Here is a 22,405-nt window from a genome sequence, read left to right as displayed (position 1 = left end):
GGGGGAACCCCCGGACACCGGAGGTGGGCGTGCGCAAGGATTCCGTCGTGGCCAATGAACACGCACCGAGGGCCCGACATCGCATGTCCCAGTCCTCGGAACCTGATGAGGAGCTGATGCGTGCCCTGTACCGAGAGCACGCCGGACCCTTGCTCGCCTATGTGTTGCGGCTCGTCGCCGGGGACCGGCAGCGTGCCGAGGACGTGGTGCAGGAGACGCTCATCCGGGCCTGGAAGAACGCCGGCCAGCTCAACCGGGCGACCGGATCGGTACGACCCTGGCTTGTGACGGTGGCACGGCGCATCGTCATCGACGGTCACCGCAGCCGGCAGGCCCGGCCGCAGGAGGTGGACCCGTCGCCGCTGGAGGTCATCCCCGCGGAGGACGAGATCGACAAGGCGTTGTGGCTGATGACACTGTCGGACGCGCTGGACGACCTGACCCCGGCCCACCGGGAGGTGCTCGTCGAGACGTACTTCAAGGGGCGTACCGTCAATGAGGCGGCCGAGACGCTTGGCATCCCCAGTGGCACGGTGCGCTCAAGGGTGTTCTACGCCCTTCGATCCATGAAACTTGCTCTGGAGGAGCGGGGGGTGACGGCATGAGCATTTACGGGGGATACGGAACGGGTAGTCCAGGTTCCATGCAGGGATCTCAGGGCTCGAACGAACACGAGACCGTCGGCGCCTACGCCCTCGGGATTCTCGACGACGCCGAAGCAACCGCTTTCGAGGCCCATCTCGCCACCTGTGAATGGTGCGCCCAGCAGCTCGACGAGCTGGCCGGGATGGAGCCGATGCTGGCGGCGCTCGCGGATCTGCCGGGCTCCGGCACCCCCGCGATCGGCGAGTCCCTGTCCGCGAAGCCCAGTCCACGGCTGGTGGAGCGGCTGGTCGACGACGTCGGTGACCGTCGAGCCCAGAAGCGCCGGCGCAGTTTCTACATGATCGCCGCTGCGGCCGCCCTGATCATCGCGGGACCGCTGGCCGTCATCGCGGCCAACAACGGCGACAGCTCGGGCCAGACCGGCTCCGTGGCCGTGGGCACCGCGAAGACCACCTTCGAAAACCTGTCCGACAAGGTCACGGCGACGGACGCGAGCACCAAGGTGACCGCGACCGTGGCGATGTCCAAGAAGGACTGGGGCACCCTCGGGGTCGTGGAGCTCAAGAACGTCAAGGGCCCCCTGAAGTGCTCCCTGATCGCCGTCGGCAAGAACGGCGAGCGCGAGACCATGAGCTCCTGGTCGGTCCCGGCCTGGGGTTACGGCATCGCGAACGCCACGAAGACGGAGGCCAAGAACCCGCTCTACGCCCAGGGCGGAGCGGCCTTCAAGCCGAACGAGATCGACCACTTCGAGGTCATGACCTTCGACGGCAAGAAGCTCGTGGCAGTGGACGCGTGAGCAGGTAGCAACTGGCCGATGCAACTGGCCAATGTGGTCTGTGGGGTCCGGGACGCGGCAGGTGCGCGTCCCGGGCCCCGCGTCTTTGTCAAGATCCACCGGGCACGCCCCTCGCTACAGAGGCTTTCTTTCGCGTACGGTTGACGGCTGCCCAGCACGTCAGAAGGGGGCCCGGTGGCCGCACAGGCTCAACAGGAGACCGCGCTCGACACGGTGTCCGACAAATCCGCCCAGGATTCGCTACGGGACCGGGAGATCAGCGTCGAACAGGCACACCTGGACCGGGTGTACCGGCGGCTTGAGGAGAAGATCCACGAGGCGGAGTTCCTCATGAACGACGCGGCCAAGCGCGGCCAGGTCGGCACGCCCGGCGCGCTCGCCGAACGGGACGCACAGGTGTTCCGCGCCGGTATCCACCTCAACCGGCTCAACAACGAGTTCGAGGACTTTCTCTTCGGCAGGATCGACCTCCTGCTCGGCAAGGACGGCAAGAAGGGGCCCGACGGCGCCTACACCGCCGTAGAACCGGCCGAAGGCGCCGTGCGGGACGACGACAACACCGCCGACATTGCCGAGACCCTGCACATCGGCCGTATCGGGGTCCTCGACTCCGAGTACGCGCCGCTGGTCATCGACTGGAGGGCGCCCGCCGCGGCGCCCTTCTACCGGTCCACGCCGGTCGATCCGGGGCGGGTCGTACGGCGCCGGGTCATCCGCTCCAAGGGGCGTCGGGTGCTCGGGGTCGAGGACGACCTGATGCGGCCCGAGCTGACCGCCTTCCTCGACGGCGAGCAGCTGGCCGTCATCGGCGACGGCGCCCTGATGGCCGCGCTCGGCCAGGCCCGCAGCCACACCATGCGCGACATCGTGGCGTCGATCCAGGCCGAGCAGGACCTGGTGATCCGCGCCCCCGCCGCCTCGGTGACGTACGTCGAGGGCGGCCCGGGGACCGGCAAGACGGCCGTGGCGCTGCACCGCGCCGCCTACCTGCTCTACCAGGACCGGCGCCGGTACGCGGGCGGCATCCTCATCGTCTCGCCGACCCCGCTGCTGGTGGCGTACACCGAGGGCGTCCTGCCGTCCCTCGGCGAGGAGGGCCAGGTCGCCATCCGGGCCATCGGCTCGCTCGTCGACGGCGCCGAGGCCACCCTGTACGACTCCCCGGCCGTGGCCCGCGCCAAGGGCTCGTACCGCATGCTGCGTGTGCTGCGGAAGGCCGCGCGGGGTGCCCTGGAGCTGAGCGATTCGCCGTCCCGGCTGCGGGTCGTCGCCTTCGGGCGTCGGCTGGAGTTGGAGGCGGTCGACCTGGAGCGCGTCCGGCAGAACGCCCTCAGCGGTACGGCTCCCGTCAACATGCTGCGCCCGCGCGCCCGCAAGCTCCTCCTGGACGTCCTGTGGGAGCGCTCCGGTTCGGCCGGCCGGCACACTGATCCCGAACTGGCCGCCGAACTGCGCTCGTCCTTCGACGAGGACATCGCGAGCGAGGACGACTTCATCGCGTTCCTCGACGCCTGGTGGCCCGAACTCACCCCGCGCGCCGTCCTGGAGTCCATGTCCGACGAGCGCAAGCTCGGCCGCTGGGCCCGGCGCATCCTCAACCCCGGCGAGGTCCGCAGGGTCGCCCGCGCACTGAAGCGGGACGGGCTCTCGGTCCACGACGTGGCGATCCTCGACGAACTCCAGGCGGTCCTCGGCACCCCGGCCCGCCCCCGCAAGCGGCGCGACCTGGACCCGCTGGACCAGCTCACCGGTCTGGAGGAGCTGATGCCGACGCGCGAGGAGTCGCAGCGCGAACGGGCCGAGCGGCTCGCCCAGGAGCGCGTCGAGTACGCGCACGTCATCGTGGACGAGGCCCAGGACCTCACCCCGATGCAGTGGCGCATGGTCGGCCGCCGCGGCCGGCACGCCACCTGGACGGTCGTAGGAGATCCGGCCCAGTCCTCCTGGTCCGACCCCGACGAGGCCGCCGAGGCCCGCGACGAGGCCCTCGGCTCCCGCCCCCGCCGCCGCTTCACCCTCACGGTCAACTACCGCAACCCGGCCGAGATCGCGGATCTGGCGGCGAAGGTCCTGGCCCTCGCGATGCCCGGCTCCGAGTCCCCGTCCGCGGTCCGCTCGACGGGAGTGAAGCCGCACTTCGCCGTCGTACGGAACTCGTTGTCGGAGTCGGTCCGCGCGGAGGCCGCCCGGCTGCTCGACCGCGTGGACGGCACCGTCGGCGTGGTCGTCGCCATGAACCGCCGCGAGGAGGCCCGCCGTTGGCTCACCGGCCTCGGGGACCGGGTCGTGGCCCTCGGCAGCCTGGAGGCCAAGGGGCTCGAATACGACGCGACGGTCGTCGTCTCGCCTGCGGAGATCGCCGACGAGTCGCCCGCCGGACTGCGGGTCCTGTACGTCGCCCTCACCCGCGCGACCCAGCAACTGACGGTGGTCTCGGCCGAGCGGGACGAGCCGGACGCGAACGGGGTGCCGGATCTGCTCAGGGACTGAGGGACTGAGGGGACCGACCGAGGAGTGCTTTCTATGAACTCTCGGGATGGGAATGGTCTTACGGGATCTGTTTGTTAGCCTGGATGTGACACCGGCCCGATCCAAGCCCCCGGGCCCAACCTTCGTCGCTTAGAGCGACCACTTGCCGCGAGGCGAGCATGGCGGGTCGGTGTCATTGCTTGTCAGAGAGGTCCCCGTCACGGGAAAAGTGACGGGGACCTCTTTTCGTTGTGAACCGTTGAGAACAAAACGTTCGCAATAGGGGGCGGCTAACGCCTACCGGGCAGTAGGTGCGACGATCGGAACGCGTACTCAGCTCAACGGTGAAAGCAGAGGAAGTCGGCCATGGCTACGGCGCCCAGCGTCTCCTACTCGATCACGGTCCGTCTGGAGGTGCCCGCGAGCGGAACCGCGGTCTCCCAGATCACCACGGCCGTGGAGTCCCACGGAGGCTCGGTGACCGGCCTCGACGTGACCGCCTCCGGCCACGAGAAGCTCCGCATCGACGTCACCATCGCCGCGTCCTCGACGGCCCACGCCGACGAGATCGTCCAGCAGCTGCGCGGCATCGAGGGCGTCACCCTGGGCAAGGTCTCGGACCGTACGTTCCTCATGCACCTCGGCGGCAAGATCGAGATGCAGTCCAAGCATCCGATCCGCAACCGTGACGACCTCTCCATGATCTACACCCCGGGTGTCGCCCGCGTGTGCATGGCCATCGCGGAGAACCCCGAGGACGCGCGCCGCCTCACCATCAAGCGCAACTCCGTCGCGGTCGTGACGGACGGCTCGGCCGTTCTCGGGCTCGGCAACATCGGCCCGATGGCCGCCCTCCCGGTCATGGAGGGCAAGGCGGCGCTCTTCAAGCGCTTCGCCGGTATCGACGCCTGGCCGATCTGCCTGGACACCCAGGACACCGACGCGATCGTCGAGATCGTCAAGGCCATCGCCCCGGGCTTCGCCGGCATCAACCTGGAGGACATCTCCGCGCCGCGCTGCTTCGAGATCGAGGCCCGGCTGCGCGAGGCCCTCGACATCCCCGTCTTCCACGACGACCAGCACGGCACCGCCATCGTGGTGCTCGCCGCGTTGACGAACGCCCTGCGGGTCGCCGGCAAGGGCATCGGTGACATTCGCGTCGTCATGTCCGGCGCGGGCGCGGCCGGTACGGCCATCCTCAAGCTGCTGCTCGCCGCCGGCGTCAAGAACGCGGTCGTCGCCGACATCCACGGTGTCGTGCACGCCGGCCGCGAGGACCTGGTCGACGCCAAGCCCGACTCGCCGCTGCGCTGGATCGCAGACAACACCAACCCGGACGGCCTCACGGGCACCCTGAAGGAGGCCGTGCGCGGCGCCGACGTCTTCGTGGGTGTCTCGGCCCCGAACGTCCTCGACGGTGACGACGTGGCCGCGATGGCCGAGGGCGCGATCGTGTTCGCGCTCGCGAACCCCGACCCTGAGGTCGACCCCACAATCGCCCGTCAGACGGCCGCGGTTGTGGCCACCGGCCGCTCGGACTTCCCGAACCAGATCAACAACGTGCTGGTCTTCCCGGGTGTCTTCCGCGGTCTGCTGGACGCGCAGTCCCGCACCGTCAACACCGAGATGATGCTCGCCGCCGCGAGCGCACTCGCGAACGTGGTGTCCGAGGACGAGCTGAACGCGAACTACATCATCCCGAGCGTCTTCAACGACAAGGTCGCCGGAGCGGTCGCGGGCGCGGTGCGCGACGCGGCCAAGGCGGCGGCAGCCGCGGCGCCCTCCGCGTCGTAGGCCGTCCGGCTCGGTGTGTGCGGTGGCTGTGAGGATCGCCACGGCCGCCGACACACCGGCGCGTCGCGGAACCCGGGGCCTTCGGCGGCCGTTTATCGTGGCGGCCAGGCTTCGGGCCTGTCCAGGCCCGGTCCTCGCTGCCGGGAGTCGACGGAGCGTCACCACACTGATGCAGTGGCGCTTTTCGTGTGACCCCCAGGGGTGTTCTCGCGACTCCTACGGGTGCCGGATTGGCTTTCCCGCCGCAGGTAGGGGCAGGATGCGTCTTCGGGCGCGAGGGTCTGGACGACGGACCCGGGTCCGGGGACTCACCGAGGACCCTGGCAGCATCGGCTTCACCGTGCCCGATATGCGGCTCCGCCGCGTGGCACGCCTCAACGGCAAGAAGAACACGGGAGTAACAACATGAACCGCAGTGAGCTGGTGGCCGCGCTGGCCGACCGTGCCGAGGTGACCCGCAAGGACGCCGACGCCGTTCTGGCCGCGTTCGCCGAGACCGTCGGCGAGATCGTCTCCAAGGGTGACGAGAAGGTCACCATCCCCGGCTTCCTGACCTTCGAGCGCACCCACCGTGCCGCTCGCACCGCGCGCAACCCGCAGACCGGCGACCCGATCAACATCCCCGCGGGTTACAGCGTCAAGGTGTCCGCGGGCAGCAAGCTCAAGGAAGCCGCCAAGGGTAAGTAGTCCTTCGCGTACGCGACGGGATTGCGTACGAGGATCAAGTAACGCGAATGGGGCGGCCACCCGGTCAGGGTGGCCGCCCCATCGTCGTACGTACGACTGCTCAGCCGTTGTTCCTACGACTGCTTATCCGAGCGCCTTGCCCGGGAGTTCGACCTTCGCGCCCAGCTCCACGAGCTTCTCCATGAAGTTCTCGTAGCCGCGGTTGATGAGGTCGATGCCGTGGACGCGGGACGTGCCCTGGGCCGCCAGCGCCGCGATGAGGTACGAGAAGCCGCCGCGGAGGTCGGGGATGACCAGGTCGGCGCCCTGGAGGCGGGTCGGGCCCGAGACGACCGCCGAGTGGAGGAAGTTGCGCTGGCCGAAGCGGCAGTTCGAGCCGCCCAGGCACTCGCGGTACAGCTGGATGTGAGCACCCATCTGGTTGAGCGCGGAGGTGAAGCCCAGGCGGGACTCGTAGACCGTCTCGTGGACGATGGAGAGGCCGGTCGCCTGCGTCAGGGCAACGACCAGCGGCTGCTGCCAGTCCGTCTGGAAGCCCGGGTGCACGTCCGTTTCGAGCGCGATGGACTTCAACTGCCCGCCGGGGTGCCAGAAGCGGATGCCCTCGTCGTCGATCGCGAAGGCACCGCCCACCTTCCGGTAGGTGTTCAGGAACGTCATCATCGAGCGCTGCTGCGCGCCCCGGACGTAGATGTTGCCCTCGGTCGCCAGCGCCGCGGACGCCCAGGACGCGGCCTCCAGACGGTCCGGGAGGGCCGCGTGGTTGTAGCCGCCGAGCGAGTCCACACCGGTGATGCGGATCGTGCGGTCGGTGTCCATGGCGATGATCGCGCCCATCTTCTGCAGTACGCAGATGAGGTCCTCGATCTCCGGTTCCACGGCCGCGTTGGCGAGTTCGGTGACGCCCTCCGCCAACACCGCAGTCAGCAGCACCTGCTCGGTCGCGCCCACGGACGGGTACGGCAGCTGGATCTTCGTACCGCGCAGCCGCTGTGGGGCCTCCAGGTACTGGCCGTCCGCCCGCTTCTCGATCTTCGCGCCGAACTGCCGCAGCACCTCGAAGTGGAAGTCGATCGGCCGGCCGCCGATGTCACAGCCGCCGAGCCCCGGAATGAACGCGTGCCCGAGCCGGTGCAACAGCGGGCCGCAGAACAGGATCGGGATGCGCGACGAGCCCGCGTGGGCATCGATGTCGGCGACGTTGGCGCTCTCGACGTGCGAGGGGTCGAGTACCAACTCGCCCGGCTCCTCACCCGGACGGACCGTCACCCCGTGCAGTTGCAGCAGTCCGCGTACGACCCGAACGTCACGGATGTCCGGAACGTTGCGCAGTCGACTTGGCTCACTGCCCAGCAGGGCGGCGACCATGGCCTTCGGTACGAGGTTCTTCGCACCACGGACACGGATCTCGCCCTCAAGCGGGGTTCCGCCGTGGACAAGCAGTACGTCGTCTGAGCCGTTGACGGTCATGAATCTCGCGTTCCGTGGAGTTGGGCAGGGGCCGAAGACGTAAGCGTAATGGCCGCCCACCCCCCTCCAGTAAGCCCAAGGAGCACCTAGGCACGTCATAGCTGTGTCACAACACGAACCGTTCGCAATCGGGCACATGGGGTCACGGGGCGGTATGTGCGCCCTCGGCGCTCCCTTCCGCCCTGAGCTGCATTCACTGCCGAACCCGCATTGCCTCCCCCATCCGCGGGAAGATGCGGGATCATGTCTGGCATGACCGAGGTGTCCTCGCTCACAGGGCGGTTGCTCGTGGCAACACCCGCCCTGGCGGACCCGAACTTCGACCGCGCGGTGGTGCTCCTTCTCGACCACGACGAGGAGGGCTCCCTCGGTGTCGTCCTCAACCGCCCCACCCCCGTGGACGTCGGGGACATCCTGGAGGGCTGGGCGGATCTCGCCGGCGAGCCGGGAGTCGTCTTCCAGGGCGGCCCGGTCTCGCTGGACTCGGCCCTCGGCGTCGCCGTCATCCCGGGCGGCGCGTCGTCCGCCGAGCGCGCCCCGCTCGGCTGGCGGCGGGTGCACGGCGCGATCGGCCTCGTCGACCTGGAGGCCCCGCCGGAGCTGCTGGCCTCGGCGCTCGGCTCGCTCAGAATCTTCGCGGGCTACGCGGGCTGGGGGCCCGGGCAGCTGGAGGACGAACTGGTCGAGGGCGCCTGGTACGTCGTTGAGTCGGAGCCCGGTGACGTCTCCTCGCCGTCCCCGGAGAGACTCTGGCGCGAGGTGCTGCGCCGCCAGCGCAGCGAACTGGCGATGGTGGCGACGTATCCGGACGACCCTTCGCTGAACTGATCCCTGAACTGAGGGACCCTTCGCGGAACTGATGCCGGTGAGCTTCAGTACCCTTGGCCGTATGAGCACTCTTGAGCCCGAGCGCGGGACTGGTACGGGGACCCTCGTAGAGCCGACGCCCCAGGTGTCGCACGGCGACGGGGACCATGAGCGCTTCGCCCATTACGTCCAGAAGGACAAGATCATGGCGAGCGCCCTCGACGGCACTCCTGTGGTGGCGTTGTGCGGCAAGGTCTGGGTGCCGGGCCGCGACCCGAAGAAGTACCCGGTGTGTCCCATGTGCAAGGAGATCTACGAGTCCATGGGCTCGGGCGGGGACGGCGACAAGGGCAAGGGCGGCGACGGCAAGTAGCCGGTCGGCTCCGTCTGGCTGTTTGAAGGCCCTCAGGGCGCGCTTTTGTGCGCCCTGAGGGCCTTTTGTGTGTCACGAAGTGGTTGAGACCTCTTGTGGCCGCGTTCATCTACTCCTTAATCTCCGTGGTGTTGTGCAGAGCGAAACGCCCATTGCATATGTTGCAACGCACGCCCGGATTCCCGGAGGAACGCTCCATGAAGCTCGCCCCCAGATTCGCCGTACTCGTCGCGGCCGCCGCTGTCGTCGCCGGCTGCGCGCCCCAGACCTCCGACAACTCGTCCTCTGACAAGGACGACCAGAGCGGCACCCTGCGGGTGTGGCTCTTCCAGGAGGTCGGCAACGACCCGAAGGCGAAGGTCGTCGACTCCGTGGTCACCGCCTTCGAGAAGGCCCACAAGGGCACCAAGGTGGACGTCGAGTACATCCCGATCGACACCCGCGCCCAGCGCGTCAAGGCCGCCTTCAACGACCCGAAGTCCGCGCCCGACGTCATGGAGTACGGCAACACCGACACGGCCGGCTACGTCCACGACGGCGGACTCCTCGACGTCACCAAGGACTTCGGCGCCTGGAGCGAGGCCAAGGACACCGACCCGACCGCGAAGCAGTCCGTCACGGTCGACGGCAAGATGTACGGCTCCCCGTTCTACGTCGGCGTCCGCGCCCTGTACTACCGCACCGACGTCTTCAAGGACCTGGGCCTGCAACCCCCCAAGACCATGGCCGAGTTGGCATCGACCGCCCGCAAGATCCACAAGGCGAAGTCCGACCTCTACGGCCTCGTCGTCGGCGGCGCCTACACGTACGGCGCGATGCCCTTCGTCTGGGCCAACGGCGGCGAACTCGCCACGGCCAAGGGGAGTTCGTACACCTCCGGGATCGACAGCGCCGCCGCGCAGAAGGGCATCAAGGCCTACACCTCGCTCTTCACGAGCGACAACTGTCCCGCCGCCAAGTGCGCGGTGATGGGCGGCAACGACACGATCACCGCGTTCGCGGCCGGCAAGGCGGGCATGGCGATCGGCGGCGACTTCAGCCACACGGCTGTCGAGGCGGGCAAGGTCAAGGGCAAGTACGCGGTCGTGCCGTTGCCGGGGGTCGCGTCCGGGTCCGTCGCTCCCGCGTTCGCCGGGGGCAACAACATCGGGGTTCTGAAGAGCACTTCGCACCGCACACTGGCGGTCGATCTCATGGAGCAGCTCACCTCGAAGGCGACGCAGGCGTCCATGTTCGACGCGATGGGGTTCCTGCCTACATTCACTGATGTTCGTGACGCGGCTGCGGCGAAGGTGCCGTTCGAGAAGCCGTTCGTGGAGACGTTGGCCGCGGGGACGAAGTTCGTTCCCGCGTCGCCGGGTTGGTCGGAGATCGACTCTTCGCTGGTGCTGCCGACGATGCTGCAGGAGGTCATCAGCGGCAAGAAGGACGTGGCGGCGGCTTCGAAGGACGCGGCGAAGAAGATGAACGACGCGTTTAGCTCCGCGGGTTGAGCGGTGGCGCCTAATAGCTCGGTGAGTGTGGAGCGTTCGCGGGTGCGGGTTCGTCGTGGCTTGTCGCGCAGTTCCCCGCGCCCCTGGGGGAGTTCGGGTGTGCCTTGGTTGTATCTGGCCCCCGCTCTGGTCGTCCTTGGTGGGCTGCTGGTCTACCCGATTTATCAGCTTGGGTTGATCTCCTTCTTCCAGTACACGCAGGCGCAGGTCAGTGGTGGGGAACCGACGACCTTCAAGGGGTTCGGGAACTACTCGGAGTTGTTCTCCGACAGTCAGTTCTGGCAGGTGCTGCTGTCGACCGTGTTGTTTGCGGGGGCGTGTGTGGTGTCGACACTCGCCGTCGGGTGTGCGCTTGCGGTGTTGCTCACGCGGGTGCGGGCCTTGCCTCGGCTGGTGTTGATGCTGGCCGCGCTCGGGGCCTGGGCTACGCCTGCCGTCACCGGGTCGACGGTCTGGCTGCTGCTCTTCGACCCGGACTTCGGGCCGGTGAACCGCATCCTCGGGCTCGGGGACCACTCCTGGACGTACGGGCGGCTGAGCGCGTTCTTTCTCGTGCTGCTCGAAGTGGTGTGGTGTTCCTTCCCGTTCGTGATGGTGACGGTCTACGCCGGGATCCGCGCCGTGCCCTCCGAGGTGCTGGAGGCCGCCGCCCTGGACGGGGCCTCGCAGTGGCGGATCTGGCGGTCCGTGCTGACGCCCATGCTGCGGCCGATCCTGACCGTCGTGACCATTCAGTCCGTCATCTGGGACTTCAAGGTGTTCACCCAGATCTACGTCATGACCAACGGCGGCGGCATCGCGGGCCAGAACCTCGTCCTGAACGTGTACGCCTACCAACAGGCGTTCGCGGCCTCGAAGTACAGCCTCGGCTCGGCGATCGGCGTCGTCATGCTGCTGATGCTGCTCGCCGTCACGCTGGTCTATCTGCGCCTGCTGCGCAGGCAGGGGGAGGAGCTGTGAGTCTGCTTCGCGGTCTTGTACGACGGCCCTGGCGGCTCGCTGCGGAGGCCTCGGCGCTGCTGATCGCGGTCGTCGTCGCCTTCCCCCTCTATTGGATGGTGCTCAGCGCCTTCAAACCGGCCGGGGAGATCGAGTCGAGCGAGCCTCGGCCGTGGACCCTGGCGCCCTCTCTGGACTCGTTCCGGAGGGTGTTCGGGCAGCAGGAATTCGGCCGTTACTTCGTCAACAGCCTTGTCGTGGCGGGCTCGGTGGTCATCGTCTCGGCACTGATCGCCTTTCTCGCCGCGACGGCGGTGACACGATTCCGGTTCCGCTTCCGGACCACCCTCCTGATCATGTTCCTGGTGGCCCAGATGGTGCCCGTGGAAGCGCTGACGATCCCCCTCTTCTTCACCATGCGGGGGCTCGGGCTGCTGAACACCCTGGGGTCGCTGATCCTGCCCCAGATCGCGTTCTCGCTGCCGTTCGCGATCTGGATGCTGCGGGGGTTCGTGAAAGCCGTACCGGACGCGCTGGAGGAGGCCGCGTACATCGACGGGGCGAGCCGGACGCGATTCCTGTGGCAGATCCTTTTCCCGCTCGTCTTCCCGGGGTTGGTCGCCACGAGCGTGTTTTCCTTCATCTCGGCCTGGAACGACTTCCTCTTCGCCAAGTCCTTCATCATCAGCGACACTTCCCAGTCGACCCTGCCGATGGCCCTGTTGGTCTTCTACAAGCCCGACGACCCTGACTGGGGCGGGGTCATGGCGGCCTCCACGGTGATGACGATTCCGGTGCTGGTGTTCTTCGTACTCGTACAGCGACGTCTGGTCTCGGGGCTGGGCGGAGCGGTTAAGGACTGACGTGACCGATGTGATTCCGCTGCCCCGGTACGCCCACACCTACCGGGGGCACTTCGAACTCGGCCCCGACACACGCCTGGTGGCAGGTGAGGGCGCCGGCGCGAGCGAGCGCTGGCTGCGCGGCGCGCTCGGCGCGGCCACCGGATTTCCGCTGGCCCCGGGGGACTCGCCCGAGGACGCCATCCAGCTGTACATCCACCCCACGGTGACCAAGGATCTCGGCCCGGAGGGCTACCGTCTGATGGTCCTGTCCCACACCGTCCACGTGGTCGGCGGCGGCCCCGCGGGTCTCTTCTGGGGCGCCCAGACGCTACGTCAACTGCTGGGCCCGGACGCCTTTCGGCGTGCCCCGCTGCCCGGCAGGGAATGGCGGTTGCCCCTGACCCACGTCCAGGACTCCCCGCGCTTCCGCTGGCGCGGCCTCATGCTCGACGTCTCCCGGCACTTCATGCCCAAGGAAGGCGTCCTGCGCTACCTGGATCTGATGGCGGCGCACAAACTCAACGTCTTCCACTTCCACTTGACGGACGACCAGGGCTGGCGCGTACAGATCAAGCGGTACCCGAAGCTGACCGAGATCGGCTCCTGGCGGGCCCGTACGAAATTCGGCCACCGTGCCTCACCGCTCTGGGACGACAAGCCCCACGGCGGCTACTACACACAGGACGACATCCGCGAGATCGTCGCCTACGCCGCCGAGCGGCATATCACCGTGGTCCCGGAAATCGACGTACCGGGACACTCGCAGGCCGCCATCGCCGCGTATCCGGAACTGGGCAACACCGACGTCATCACTGCATCGATCGAGGGGGGCAACTCCCTCTCGGTCTGGGACACCTGGGGCATCAACCCGAACGTACTCGCCCCCACTGACAACACCCTGCGCTTCTACGAGGGGGTGTTCGAGGAACTCCTCGCCCTGTTCCCCTCGGAGTTCATTCACGTCGGCGGCGACGAATGCCTCAAGGACCAGTGGAAGCAGTCGCCGACCGCGCAGGCGCGCATCAAGGAACTCGGGCTCGCGGACGAGGACGAGTTGCAGTCGTGGTTCATCGGGCACTTCGACAAGTGGCTCTCCGCGCGCGGGAGAAGGCTCGTCGGCTGGGACGAGATCCTGGAGGGCGGGCTCGCGGACGGGGCGGTCGTGTCGTCCTGGCGTGGGTACGAGGGCGGGATCACCGCCGCCCGCGCGGGGCACGACGTCGTCATGTGCCCTGAACAGCACGTGTACTTGGACTGGCGGCAGGCCCCCGGGGATGACGAGCCGGTGCCGATCGCCCATGTGCGCACCCTGGAGGACGTCTACCGCTTCGAGCCGGTTCCGGAGCAGCTCAGCGAGGCCGAGGCTCGTCATGTGCTGGGCGCGCAGGCCAACGTGTGGACCGAGGTGATGGAGGACCAAGGGCGCGTGGACTACCAGACGTTCCCCCGGCTCGCGGCGTTCGCCGAGGTCGCCTGGAGTGCGCTTCCGGCGCCCGCGGAACGGGACTTCGCCGACTTCGAGCGACGGATGGCCGCCCACTATCCGCGGCTCGACGCCCTGGGTGTCGCCTACCGTCCGCCCACCGGACCACTGCCGTGGCAGCAGCGCCCCGGAGTGCTCGGACGCCCCAAGGACGGCCCGCCCCCGAACGCGTAGCAACGCGTAGAACACGTAAGGGAAAAAGACCCCAAGAGTCACCGATGAGTGGCAATTCGCGCGTACCGGTGATGCCCTACCAAAACGGACCATCTCCCTGGTGAGACGGGCGAATGCCTCCTAGCGGACCCCCGCGTTCGGGTCTTGCGAAGATGTGCCAGAGTTGCCACGTCCGCCCTGTCAGCACGTACCGTACGGCAGCAACAGGTGGGACCAGGTGGGGCAGCGGGAAGGGGCAGCCGGTTTGACCACGCACGCACCGCAGGCGGGGCAGTCCGTCACGCTGCCCACAACGCTGGACGAGGCCGTGGCGGCGCTCACGGCCCTGCCCACCGCCGTCCCGGTGGCCGGCGGCACCGACCTCATGGCCGCCGTCAACTCGGGGCAGCTCAGGCCCAGCGCGCTGGTCGGTCTCGGGCGGATCAGCGAGATCCGCGGCTGGCAGTACCAGGACGGGCACGCGCTGCTCGGCGCGGGCCTCACGCACGCCCGCATGGGCCGTCCCGACTTCGCCGCCCTCATCCCGGCGCTCGCCGCCTCCGCGCGTGCTGCGGGCCCGCCGCAGATCCGCAACGCGGGCACCCTGGGCGGCAACATCGCCTCGGCCGCGCCCACCGGGGACGCGCTGCCCGTACTGGCCGCCCTGGAGGCGACGCTGATCATCGCGGGCCAGGACGGAGCCCGCCGGGAGATCCCGGTGTCGCACCTCCTGGCCGGCGTGGAGATGCTGCGCGGCGGCGAACTCATCGGCTTCGTGCGCGTGCCGCTGCTGCACGCCCCGCAGGTCTTCCTGAAGGCCACCGGCCGGACCGGCCCCGGGCGCTCGGTCGCGTCCGTCGCGGTCGTCCTCGACCCCGCCCGGCGCGGCGTCAGGTGCGCCGTCGGTGCCATAGCGCCGATGCCTCTGAGGCCCCTGGACGCCGAGCAGTGGGTGGCCCGGCTGATCGACTGGGACAACAGTCGCACGATCGTCCCCGAGGCGCTGAGCGCCTTCGGGGAGTACGTCGCCGCGGCCTGCATCCCCGACCCGGTACCGGCCGAGGACGGCTCCGTGGAACAGCTTCCGCCCGCGGTACTGCACCTGCGGCGCACCGTCGCCGCACTGGCCCGACGAGCACTCGGGAGGGCGCTGTCGTGACCGACGACCAGCACGGAGAGGGCACCCCTCAGGGCAGCGGACGCTGGGACCCGCTGCCCCAGGGTGACTACGACGACGGCGCCACGGCCTTCGTGAAACTCCCCGAAGGGGGCATCGACGCCCTCCTGGCCGCTCCGGGCCACGGCTATGTGCCGCCGCCCATAGAGGCCGCCCCGGACGCCGACCCGTCGTCGACGGGGTCCTGGGCCATGCCCGCCGAAGGCGTCCAGTGGCCCGACCCGAACGCCGTACCGCAGCAGGGGACGGCCGGGGGCGACCAGTTCTCGTACCGTCCCGGGGCCACCGGCCAGTGGACCTTCCAGGACACCAACGCCCCGGACGCGGGCGCCGCGCCCGGTCGCGACGTGACCGGGGAGTGGTCGATCCCCGTGGCCGGTGGTGATCTCCCGGACGAATCGGGCGAGTTCACCACGTCGGCCCTGGTCGAGCAGTGGGGCGGCACCCCTCCGGCCACCCTGCCCGGCGGCGCGCCCGCGCCCTGGGCGACGGAGGGCGCGGGCCAGTCCTGGGCACAGCAGGCGTCCGGCGCCGACGTGGCGGAACGGCCGGGCACGCACCCCGCCGAGCACACCGACGGCCGAGGTACGCCGTACCCGACCGGCGAGGTGTCGGCGCAGGCTGCTACCCGCCCGCCCGCCGAGACGACCCGGCAGCCGTACGCGGAACCCGGCGACCCGTACGCGCACACCCGGACCGACGCGGCCACCGACCCCTACGGCGACGCCCGCGGCGACCGTCATGACGACGCCTCCGCCGAACTCGCCGCGGCCGACGCACAGTCAGCTCATGGGAACGCCGGGGCGACCGACGATCCCGATGGGGTCGTAGAGGTCCCTGACGGGCCCGCTGAGCCGTCCGCGGCGGTCGATGCGGCCGAGGATGTCGAAGCCGCCCCGGAGGCCGCTGAGGCGCCCGTGACGGCCGTCGAGTCCGATGTGCCGGACGAGACCGCCGAACCGGCCCCGAAGATCCCCGGCGAGGAACACCCGCTCGCCTCCTACGTGTTGCGCGTCAACGGCGCCGACCGGCCCGTCACCGACGCCTGGATCGGCGAGTCGCTGCTCTATGTGCTGCGCGAACGCCTCGGCCTCGCGGGCGCCAAGGACGGCTGCTCGCAGGGCGAGTGCGGTGCCTGCAACGTCCAGGTCGACGGACGGCTCGTCGCCTCCTGCCTGGTGCCCGCCGTCACCGCCGCCGGCTCCGAGGTCCGTACGGTCGAGGGCCTCGCCGTCGAGGGGCAGCCCTCCGACGTGCAGCGGGCGCTCGCCAAGTGCGGGGCCGTGCAGTGCGGTTTCTGCGTGCCCGGCATGGCGATGACCGTGCACGACCTCCTGGAGGGCAACCCCGCGCCCACCGAACTGGAGGCGCGCCAGGCCCTGTGCGGCAACCTGTGCCGCTGCTCCGGCTACCGGGGCGTCCTGGACGCCGTACAGGAAGTCGTCGCCGAACGCGAGGCGCACGCCGCTGCCGCCGAACCTGAGTCGGACGGCGACGAGGCGCGTATTCCCCACCAGGCGGGTCCCGGGGGCGGTGGCGTCCACCAGTCGGCGTTCGAGTCCCCGCGCACGCAGGACCAGGTGTACGGCCAGGACGGAGGTCAGGCGTGAGCAACGAAGCCGCCACCGCGACCACGGAGGCCGCGCCCGCCCCGGAGCTGCCGGGCCACGGCCTGGGCGCCTCGCTCCCGGCCGCCGACGCCCGCGCGAAGACCGAGGGCACCTTCCCGTACGCGGCCGACCTGTGGGCCGAGGGCCTGCTCTGGGCGGCCGTCCTGCGCTCACCGCACCCGCACGCGCGCATCGTGTCCGTCGACACGTCCCACGCGCGCGACATGCCCGGTGTCCGGGCCGTCATCACCCACGAGGACGTGCCGGGCCGGGACCGCTACGGCCGGGGCACGGCCGACCGCCCGGTGTTCGCCTCCGAGGTGGTACGCCACCACGGGGAGCCCATCGCCGCCGTCGCCGCCGACCACCCCGACACCGCGCGGATGGCCGCCGCGGCCATCATGGTCGAGTACGAGGTACTCGACCCGGTGACCGACCCCGAGCAGGCCTTCGAGGCCGAGCCGCTGCACCCCGACGGCAACCTGATCCGGCACATCCCGCTGCGCCACGGCGACCCGGACGCGACCGCCGACATCGTCGTCGAGGGCCTGTACCGCATCGGCCGCCAGGACCCCGCCCCCATCGGCGCCGAGGCCGGTCTCGCCGTGCCCCGCCCCGACGGCGGCGTCGAGCTGTACATCGCCTCCACGGACCCGCACAACGACCGCGACACGGCCGCCGCCTGCTACGGCCTGGAGCCCGACCGCGTGAAGGTCGTCGTCACCGGCGTCCCCGGGGCCACCGCCGACCGCGAGGACCAGGGCTTCCAACTCCCGCTCGGACTGCTCGCGTTGAAGACCGGCTGCCCGGTCAAACTGACCGCCACGCGCGAGGAGTCCTTCCTCGGCCACACCCACCGCCACCCCACGCTCCTCCGGTACCGCCACCACGCCGACGAGGACGGCAGGCTGGTCAAGGTCGAGGCCCAGGTGCTGCTCGACGCGGGCGCCTACGCCGACACCTCCTCGGAGGCCCTGGCCGCCGCCGTCTCCTTCGCCTGCGGCCCGTACGTCGTCCCGAACGCCTTCATCGAGGGCTGGGCCGTCCGCACCAACAACCCGCCCTCCGGGCACGTGCGCGGCGAGGGCGCCATGCAGGTCTGCGCCGCCTACGAGGCGCAGATGGACAAGCTCGCCAAGAAGCTCGCCATGGACCCGGCCGAGCTGCGCCTGCGCAATGCCATGGCCACCGGGGACGTCCTCCCCACCGGCCAGACGGTGACCTGCCCGGCGCCGGTCGCCGAACTCCTCCAGGCCGTACGGGACTTCCCGCTGCCGCAGCTCCCCAAGGACACCCCCGAGGACGAGTGGCTGCTGCCCGGCGGCCCCGAGGGCGCGGGCGAACCGGGCGCGGTCCGCCGAGGCGTCGGCTACGGCCTCGGCATGGTCCACATGCTCGGCGCAGAGGGCGCCGACGAGGTCTCCACGGCCACCGTGAAGGTCCACGACGGCATCGCGACCGTGCTCTGCGCGGCCGTAGAGACGGGTCAGGGCTTCACCACCCTCGCCCGGCAGATCGTCCAGGAGACCCTCGGTATCGACGAGGTGCACGTCGCCCCCGTAGACACCGATCAGCCGCCGGCGGGCCCTGGTTGCCGAGGCCGTCATACCTGGGTATCAGGCGGCGCGGTCGAACGGGCCGCGAAAATGGTCCGCACCCAGCTCCTCCAGCCCCTGGCGCACAAGTTCGGCATGTCCACCGAGCTCCTCCAGATCACCGACGGCAAGATCACCTCGTACGACGGCGTCCTCTCGACGACCGTCACCGAGGCCCTGGACGGCAAGGAACTCTGGGCCACCGCCCAGTGCCGCCCGCACCCGACCGAGCCCCTGGACGAGGCGGGCCAGGGCGACGCCTTCGTGGGGCTCGCCTTCTGCGCGATCCGCGCGGTCGTCGACGTGGACATTGAGTTGGGCTCGGTCCGGGTCGTCGAGTTGGCCCTCGCGCAGGACGTCGGCCGCATCCTGAACCCGACCCAGCTGGTCGCCCGTATCGAGGGCGGCGTAACCCAAGGCGTAGGCATCGCACTCACCGAGAACCTGCGCACCGCGCGCGGGTTGATCCGCCACCCCGACCTCACCGGCTACGCCCTGCCCACCGCCCTGGACACCCCCGACATCCGGATCGTGAAACTCGTCGAGGAACGTGACGTGGTCGCCCCCTTCGGGGCGAAGGCGGTCAGCGCGGTACCAGTGGTCACGTCCCCGGCGGCGATCGCGTCCGCCGTGCGTGCGGCAACGGGCCGTCCGGTGAACCGGCTGCCGATCCGCCCGCAGGCGGCTGTGGTGACGAACAGTGGTCCCTACGGGCAGTAGGCGGGCGGACGTTGCTGGAGGGTGTCGTCCTCATCACCGGCGTGATGGCCGCCGGCAAGTCGACGGTCGCGCAGGCGCTGGCGGAGAGGTTGCCGAGGGCGGCGCACGTCCGGGGTGACGTCTTCCGGCGGATGATCGTCTCGGGGCGCGAGGAGTACGTCCCCGGTGCGGGCGGCGATGGGGAGTCCCAACTCCGGTTGCGGTACCGGCTGTCGGCGGCGACGGCGGACGCGTACGCGGAGGCGGGGTTCACGGCGGTCGTCCAGGACGTGGTGCTGGGCGCGGAGTTGCCGGCGTACGTCGACCTGTTCCGCACCCGCCCGCTGCATGTGATCGTCCTCGCACCGACCCCGGCGACCGTGACGGCACGGGAGGCGGGCCGGGCGAAGACCGGGTACGGCGCGTGGACGGTCGAGGAGTTGGACGGCGCGCTGCGGACGGAGACCCCGCGCATCGGCCTGTGGCTGGACAACTCCGGGCTGACGGTGGGGGAGACGGTGGACGCGATCGTCGAGGGACGGGAACGTTCGCGGGTGGTTTGAGCGTCTGATGAGGTGAGGACGTTTCGGACGTTTCGCGTCCTCCGGGGCTCTGTGAGGCGTTTTCGCTGGTCAGAGCCGTTGTCAGTGGTGCCGCGTAGTGTTCTGGGCAGTGGGGACGACAGCGGAACACCGGTGCCACACGGGGAAGATTCACGCACGGGGGAACAATGAGCAGGACCGACGCCGGTTCCACGGCGACCATGATCACATTGACCGAGGACGACCTCGATCCGTACATCACGCACGCGTCGACGCGCCGCTGGCTGACCGGCCCCGGACTGCCGGGCGACAGCGGCCTGTTGACGTTCGAGGAGCTGCGCAGGGAGGGCCTGCGGACGGTGGCGGACTCGCTGGGCGACCCCGACCCGCTGGCGGAGGAGCTCCGGGACCAGCTGGTGATAGGCGCGCTCTGGGGACCCGACGGCGGGGAGGCGGAGTCGATCCTGCTCGACGGCGAGACGGGCGAGATCGCGACGACGTACTTCTTCCATGACCGCCCGGACCTGATGGAGACCGGCCCGCTGGCCCCGTCGATCGAAACGCTGGCCCGCTTCACGACGACGACGGACGAACTGACGGGCCTGCGCGGCCAGTTCGCGTCCTACGAGGGCCGTCACGGCACGAAGACGGTGGCGGAGGCATCCCGCCAACTGCTCGCCGTGTTCGAGTCGGGGACGGACGGCGAGGTGCCCCCGTTCTGGAAGGCGGCGGCGCTGATCCGCCCGCTGGCACTGGTCGCCGGCCCCGGCACGACATCGGGGCTGACCCTCGACATCCCGGCCCGCCTGCTGGACCAGGAGTTCGGGCAGGGCACGGTCGCCCGCTTCGAGGAGGTCGACTTCCCCGCCACCCTCACCCACGAGCCGACCCGCCGTTTCCTGCGCGAGACGGGCCTGCCCGAGGACACCCTCCTCTTCCAACTGGACACGGACGTCCCGCTCCCCACCCTCACCGAGTTCTACGAGGACGAGCCCGCCGAGGAACTCCCGCCCCGCGCCGACCAGTTGATCCGCCTCGGCTATCTCATAGAGGACAACAGCCTGGTGGTGGACGGCGCGACGGGCGAGATCCTGACCTGGAGCGAGCCGGAGGCGACGCTGGCTCCCCTCAACACGGACGTCTCGACCCTCGCTTTCACCCTCTGGCTGCTCCACCGCGAGAAGGCGATCGACGCGGACCTGTCGGGCGAGCTGACGGCAGAGGCGTACGACCAGTTGGCCACGACGATGCTCCAGACCCTGTCGACGGTGGACCCGACGGGCACGAGCCCCCGGGCGGCCGACCGCGACCACCACAGCCACCCGCATGCGCATTACTGGACGGAGGCGTTCCAGGACGAGGCGGGCGGGGTGCTCTGACGCGTACGCGGTCTCCGTCCCCATCTGTCGAGGAAATCGGTCGCGCCCCGTGAGGTGACCGGTTACCTTCCGCCTGATCGCACCGCACCGCGGTGAGCGGCCAGGCACGAGACGGCACGGGCGAGGGGAACCGGACATGGGTACCGAGACCACAGAGACCATACGGACCGACCGACTGGGCTTGCTGCTGGAGCAGTTCGACAAGGCCCGGGAGATGGCCCAGGTACGGCTGACGGGACTCGGCGACGAGGAGTACCTCTGGGAACCGGCGCCCGACTGCTGGTCGCTCCGACGCCGGAGCGAGGCGGTGACACCGAGGGCGTTCGGGCCGGGGGAGTGGGTGCTAGACCTGGGCGCCGCGGACATCCCGGCGAGCGAGTACGCCGAGGTCGCCCGCCAGGCCGCCGACGGCATGACCGTCGCCAAGATCGCCGACGACTGGAGCGTGAGTGTCGAACGGGTCGAGCAGGTCCTCGCCCACACGGGCGAGCCGGAGCCCGACACGACGCCGATCACGACCATCGCGTGGCGGCTGGGGCATCTGCACTTCGAGTTCGCGGGTGCGTGGGAGTGGACGTTCGGTGAGCGGCGTCACGATCCCAAGCTGATGGTCGACTTCACGCCGTCAGCCGCCCTGACCCTGGAGCAGTTCTGGCCGGTGATCGACCGCTGGCGAGCGGCCGTCGGCACGGTCACGGAGGACCAGCTCGATGTGGTCGGCTTCTCCCAGTATCCGTACGGCTCCGACCCGGACGACCCGTATGCCGCCGTGCTGGCGGGGGCGAACCTGGAGTTCATTCATCACATGGCGGAGATCGCGCTGTTGCGGGACTTGTGGCGGGCTCGGTCCGCCGGCGGGCTGTGAGTCAGGTGCCGGGACGAGCGTTCCACGCGTTCTGGAGAGCTGTCCGCACGTCTCTCCCGAGGACCGCGTGTGTCATCTCGCCCGGCAGGGTGGGTAGTTCAGCCCAGTGGGTCACGGTCTCGTCGCTGGGGAGGCCGTAGGGCGGACGGACGACCCTGTTGGATTCGGCAACGCCGTCCGCCGGATACCGACCGGTGATCGCCGCCGCGACCGGCGTACCGCTCCGGGGCAGCCTGTCGCGCGCGTCGACCGCCTGCCCGCGCGGTTGCCTGTACTAGCTTCCTTCGCGCTGGGTGGAGTAAGTCGCCGCTGCTGAGGCGCAGTTGACCCGGGCGTTCCCAGCGGGCACGGACTGCTCCAGGTGCTGCAGGACGCTGAATCCGTCCTCGTCGTCGACGCCGTTCTTCTTCAGGCCCTCAAGCGTGGAGCCGACGACGGCTGCCAGGCGCGGGCGGTCCTCCGTGCAGCGTGGCGCCAAGGCGTCGAGAACCTGCTGATACTGGTCAGCGGGCCGACCAGTGCCGTCTAGTGCTGTGACCGCATCGGTTGGCCGGGTTGGTGGTCGTGGCGGTTGGATGTGCGGTGACGTCCGATCCGATCGCTGGAGGTGCGGTGGCCGA

The 22,405-nt window shown here is 69.8% G+C and carries 19 protein-coding genes; 17 read left to right on the top strand and 2 right to left on the bottom strand.

Annotated elements, in window-relative coordinates; genetic code table 11:
* Positions 1 to 83 precede the first annotated feature (83 nt).
* From AB0I69_RS43790 to AB0I69_RS43770, 5 genes are all read left to right on the top strand, one after another.
* Positions 84 to 605, top strand: a complete 522-nt coding sequence (locus AB0I69_RS43790) for a sigma-70 family RNA polymerase sigma factor (RefSeq protein ID WP_019056398.1) — start codon at positions 84 to 86, stop codon at positions 603 to 605.
* Positions 606 to 643: 38 nt separating this feature from the next.
* Positions 644 to 1,405 carry a zf-HC2 domain-containing protein gene (locus AB0I69_RS43785; RefSeq protein ID WP_363101410.1) on the top strand — a complete coding sequence of 254 codons (762 nt, stop codon included), beginning with the start codon at positions 644 to 646 and terminating at the stop codon, positions 1,403 to 1,405.
* A gap of 174 nt (positions 1,406 to 1,579) precedes the next feature.
* Positions 1,580 to 3,895, top strand: coding sequence for a UvrD-helicase domain-containing protein (locus AB0I69_RS43780; RefSeq protein WP_363101409.1), 2,316 nt, complete (start codon positions 1,580 to 1,582; stop codon positions 3,893 to 3,895).
* A gap of 345 nt (positions 3,896 to 4,240) precedes the next feature.
* Positions 4,241 to 5,668 carry an NAD-dependent malic enzyme gene (locus AB0I69_RS43775; RefSeq protein WP_363101408.1) on the top strand — a complete coding sequence of 476 codons (1,428 nt, stop codon included), beginning with the start codon at positions 4,241 to 4,243 and terminating at the stop codon, positions 5,666 to 5,668.
* Between the two features lie 405 nt (positions 5,669 to 6,073).
* Positions 6,074 to 6,355: an HU family DNA-binding protein gene (locus AB0I69_RS43770; protein ID WP_019056394.1), complete on the top strand. Its 282-nt coding sequence runs from the start codon at positions 6,074 to 6,076 to the stop codon at positions 6,353 to 6,355.
* Between the two features lie 123 nt (positions 6,356 to 6,478).
* Here the strand turns inward: AB0I69_RS43770 and murA are convergent, their stop codons facing one another.
* Entirely contained in the window at positions 6,479 to 7,825 is a 1,347-nt protein-coding gene (murA, locus tag AB0I69_RS43765; RefSeq protein ID WP_363101407.1) for a UDP-N-acetylglucosamine 1-carboxyvinyltransferase, read from the bottom strand.
* A gap of 252 nt (positions 7,826 to 8,077) precedes the next feature.
* Between murA and AB0I69_RS43760 the strand changes: the two genes are divergently transcribed.
* The 12 genes from AB0I69_RS43760 to AB0I69_RS43705 all read left to right on the top strand — a co-directional run bounded on the left by AB0I69_RS43760 (position 8,078) and on the right by AB0I69_RS43705 (position 21,785).
* Entirely contained in the window at positions 8,078 to 8,653 is a 576-nt protein-coding gene (locus tag AB0I69_RS43760; RefSeq protein WP_363101468.1) for a YqgE/AlgH family protein, read from the top strand.
* A gap of 61 nt (positions 8,654 to 8,714) precedes the next feature.
* Positions 8,715 to 9,005 (top strand): DUF3039 domain-containing protein, encoded by a 291-nt coding sequence (locus AB0I69_RS43755; protein ID WP_363101406.1) that lies wholly within the window; start codon positions 8,715 to 8,717, stop codon positions 9,003 to 9,005.
* 197 nt (positions 9,006 to 9,202) lie between these two features.
* Positions 9,203 to 10,498: an extracellular solute-binding protein gene (locus AB0I69_RS43750; protein WP_363101405.1), complete on the top strand. Its 1,296-nt coding sequence runs from the start codon at positions 9,203 to 9,205 to the stop codon at positions 10,496 to 10,498.
* A 42-nt stretch (positions 10,499 to 10,540) separates the two neighbouring features.
* A complete protein-coding gene (locus AB0I69_RS43745) occupies positions 10,541 to 11,458 on the top strand; it encodes a sugar ABC transporter permease (protein ID WP_363101404.1) in 918 nt (305 codons plus the stop codon).
* Entirely contained in the window at positions 11,455 to 12,300 is an 846-nt protein-coding gene (locus AB0I69_RS43740; protein WP_043679376.1) for a carbohydrate ABC transporter permease, read from the top strand. Before AB0I69_RS43745 ends, AB0I69_RS43740 begins: the two co-directional genes overlap by 4 nt.
* 10 nt (positions 12,301 to 12,310) lie before the next feature.
* On the top strand, positions 12,311 to 13,939 hold the full coding sequence (locus AB0I69_RS43735; RefSeq protein WP_363101467.1) for a beta-N-acetylhexosaminidase: 1,629 nt from the start codon (positions 12,311 to 12,313) through the stop codon (positions 13,937 to 13,939).
* Positions 13,940 to 14,183: 244 nt separating this feature from the next.
* Positions 14,184 to 15,077 (top strand): FAD binding domain-containing protein, encoded by an 894-nt coding sequence (locus AB0I69_RS43730; RefSeq protein ID WP_019056386.1) that lies wholly within the window; start codon positions 14,184 to 14,186, stop codon positions 15,075 to 15,077.
* On the top strand, positions 15,074 to 16,705 hold the full coding sequence (locus AB0I69_RS43725) for a 2Fe-2S iron-sulfur cluster-binding protein (protein WP_363101403.1): 1,632 nt from the start codon (positions 15,074 to 15,076) through the stop codon (positions 16,703 to 16,705). Before AB0I69_RS43730 ends, AB0I69_RS43725 begins: the two co-directional genes overlap by 4 nt.
* Complete coding sequence (locus AB0I69_RS43720) at positions 16,702 to 19,020, top strand: molybdopterin cofactor-binding domain-containing protein (protein WP_363101402.1); 2,319 nt, start codon at positions 16,702 to 16,704, stop codon at positions 19,018 to 19,020. Before AB0I69_RS43725 ends, AB0I69_RS43720 begins: the two co-directional genes overlap by 4 nt.
* Before the next feature lie 14 nt (positions 19,021 to 19,034).
* The gene (locus AB0I69_RS43715) at positions 19,035 to 19,562 is read left to right on the top strand and encodes an AAA family ATPase (protein WP_363101466.1); all 528 of its coding nucleotides are present in this window, start codon (positions 19,035 to 19,037) and stop codon (positions 19,560 to 19,562) included.
* Between the two features lie 167 nt (positions 19,563 to 19,729).
* On the top strand, positions 19,730 to 20,920 hold the full coding sequence (locus tag AB0I69_RS43710) for an SUKH-4 family immunity protein (protein ID WP_363101401.1): 1,191 nt from the start codon (positions 19,730 to 19,732) through the stop codon (positions 20,918 to 20,920).
* A 136-nt stretch (positions 20,921 to 21,056) separates the two neighbouring features.
* Positions 21,057 to 21,785: a DinB family protein gene (locus tag AB0I69_RS43705; protein WP_363101400.1), complete on the top strand. Its 729-nt coding sequence runs from the start codon at positions 21,057 to 21,059 to the stop codon at positions 21,783 to 21,785.
* A 274-nt stretch (positions 21,786 to 22,059) separates the two neighbouring features.
* Here AB0I69_RS43705 and AB0I69_RS43700 read toward each other — a convergent pair whose 3' ends face one another.
* Positions 22,060 to 22,263, bottom strand: a complete 204-nt coding sequence (locus tag AB0I69_RS43700; RefSeq protein WP_363101399.1) for a hypothetical protein — start codon at positions 22,261 to 22,263, stop codon at positions 22,060 to 22,062.
* Between the last annotated feature and the right edge of the window lie 142 nt (positions 22,264 to 22,405).

The organism is Streptomyces sp. NPDC050508 (assembly GCF_040655155.1).
Classification (GTDB): Bacteria; Actinomycetota; Actinomycetes; order Streptomycetales; family Streptomycetaceae; genus Streptomyces.
The sequence above is the reverse complement of the archived record's forward strand: the minus strand, read 5'-3'. Positions and strand labels throughout refer to the sequence as shown.

Excerpts from the sequence above, each read along its gene's own strand:
- AB0I69_RS43790 (WP_019056398.1), top strand. The coding sequence starts at position 84 with ATGTCCCAGTCCTCGGAACCTGATGAGGAGCTGATGCGTGCCCTGTAC.
- AB0I69_RS43785 (WP_363101410.1), top strand. The coding sequence starts at position 644 with ATGCAGGGATCTCAGGGCTCGAACGAACACGAGACCGTCGGCGCCTAC.
- AB0I69_RS43775 (WP_363101408.1), top strand. The coding sequence starts at position 4,241 with ATGGCTACGGCGCCCAGCGTCTCCTACTCGATCACGGTCCGTCTGGAG.
- AB0I69_RS43770 (WP_019056394.1), top strand. The coding sequence starts at position 6,074 with ATGAACCGCAGTGAGCTGGTGGCCGCGCTGGCCGACCGTGCCGAGGTG.
- murA (WP_363101407.1), bottom strand. The coding sequence starts at position 7,825 with ATGACCGTCAACGGCTCAGACGACGTACTGCTTGTCCACGGCGGAACC.
- AB0I69_RS43760 (WP_363101468.1), top strand. The coding sequence starts at position 8,078 with ATGACCGAGGTGTCCTCGCTCACAGGGCGGTTGCTCGTGGCAACACCC.
- AB0I69_RS43755 (WP_363101406.1), top strand. The coding sequence starts at position 8,715 with ATGAGCACTCTTGAGCCCGAGCGCGGGACTGGTACGGGGACCCTCGTA.
- AB0I69_RS43750 (WP_363101405.1), top strand. The coding sequence starts at position 9,203 with ATGAAGCTCGCCCCCAGATTCGCCGTACTCGTCGCGGCCGCCGCTGTC.
- AB0I69_RS43710 (WP_363101401.1), top strand. The coding sequence starts at position 19,730 with ATGAGCAGGACCGACGCCGGTTCCACGGCGACCATGATCACATTGACC.
- AB0I69_RS43705 (WP_363101400.1), top strand. The coding sequence starts at position 21,057 with ATGGGTACCGAGACCACAGAGACCATACGGACCGACCGACTGGGCTTG.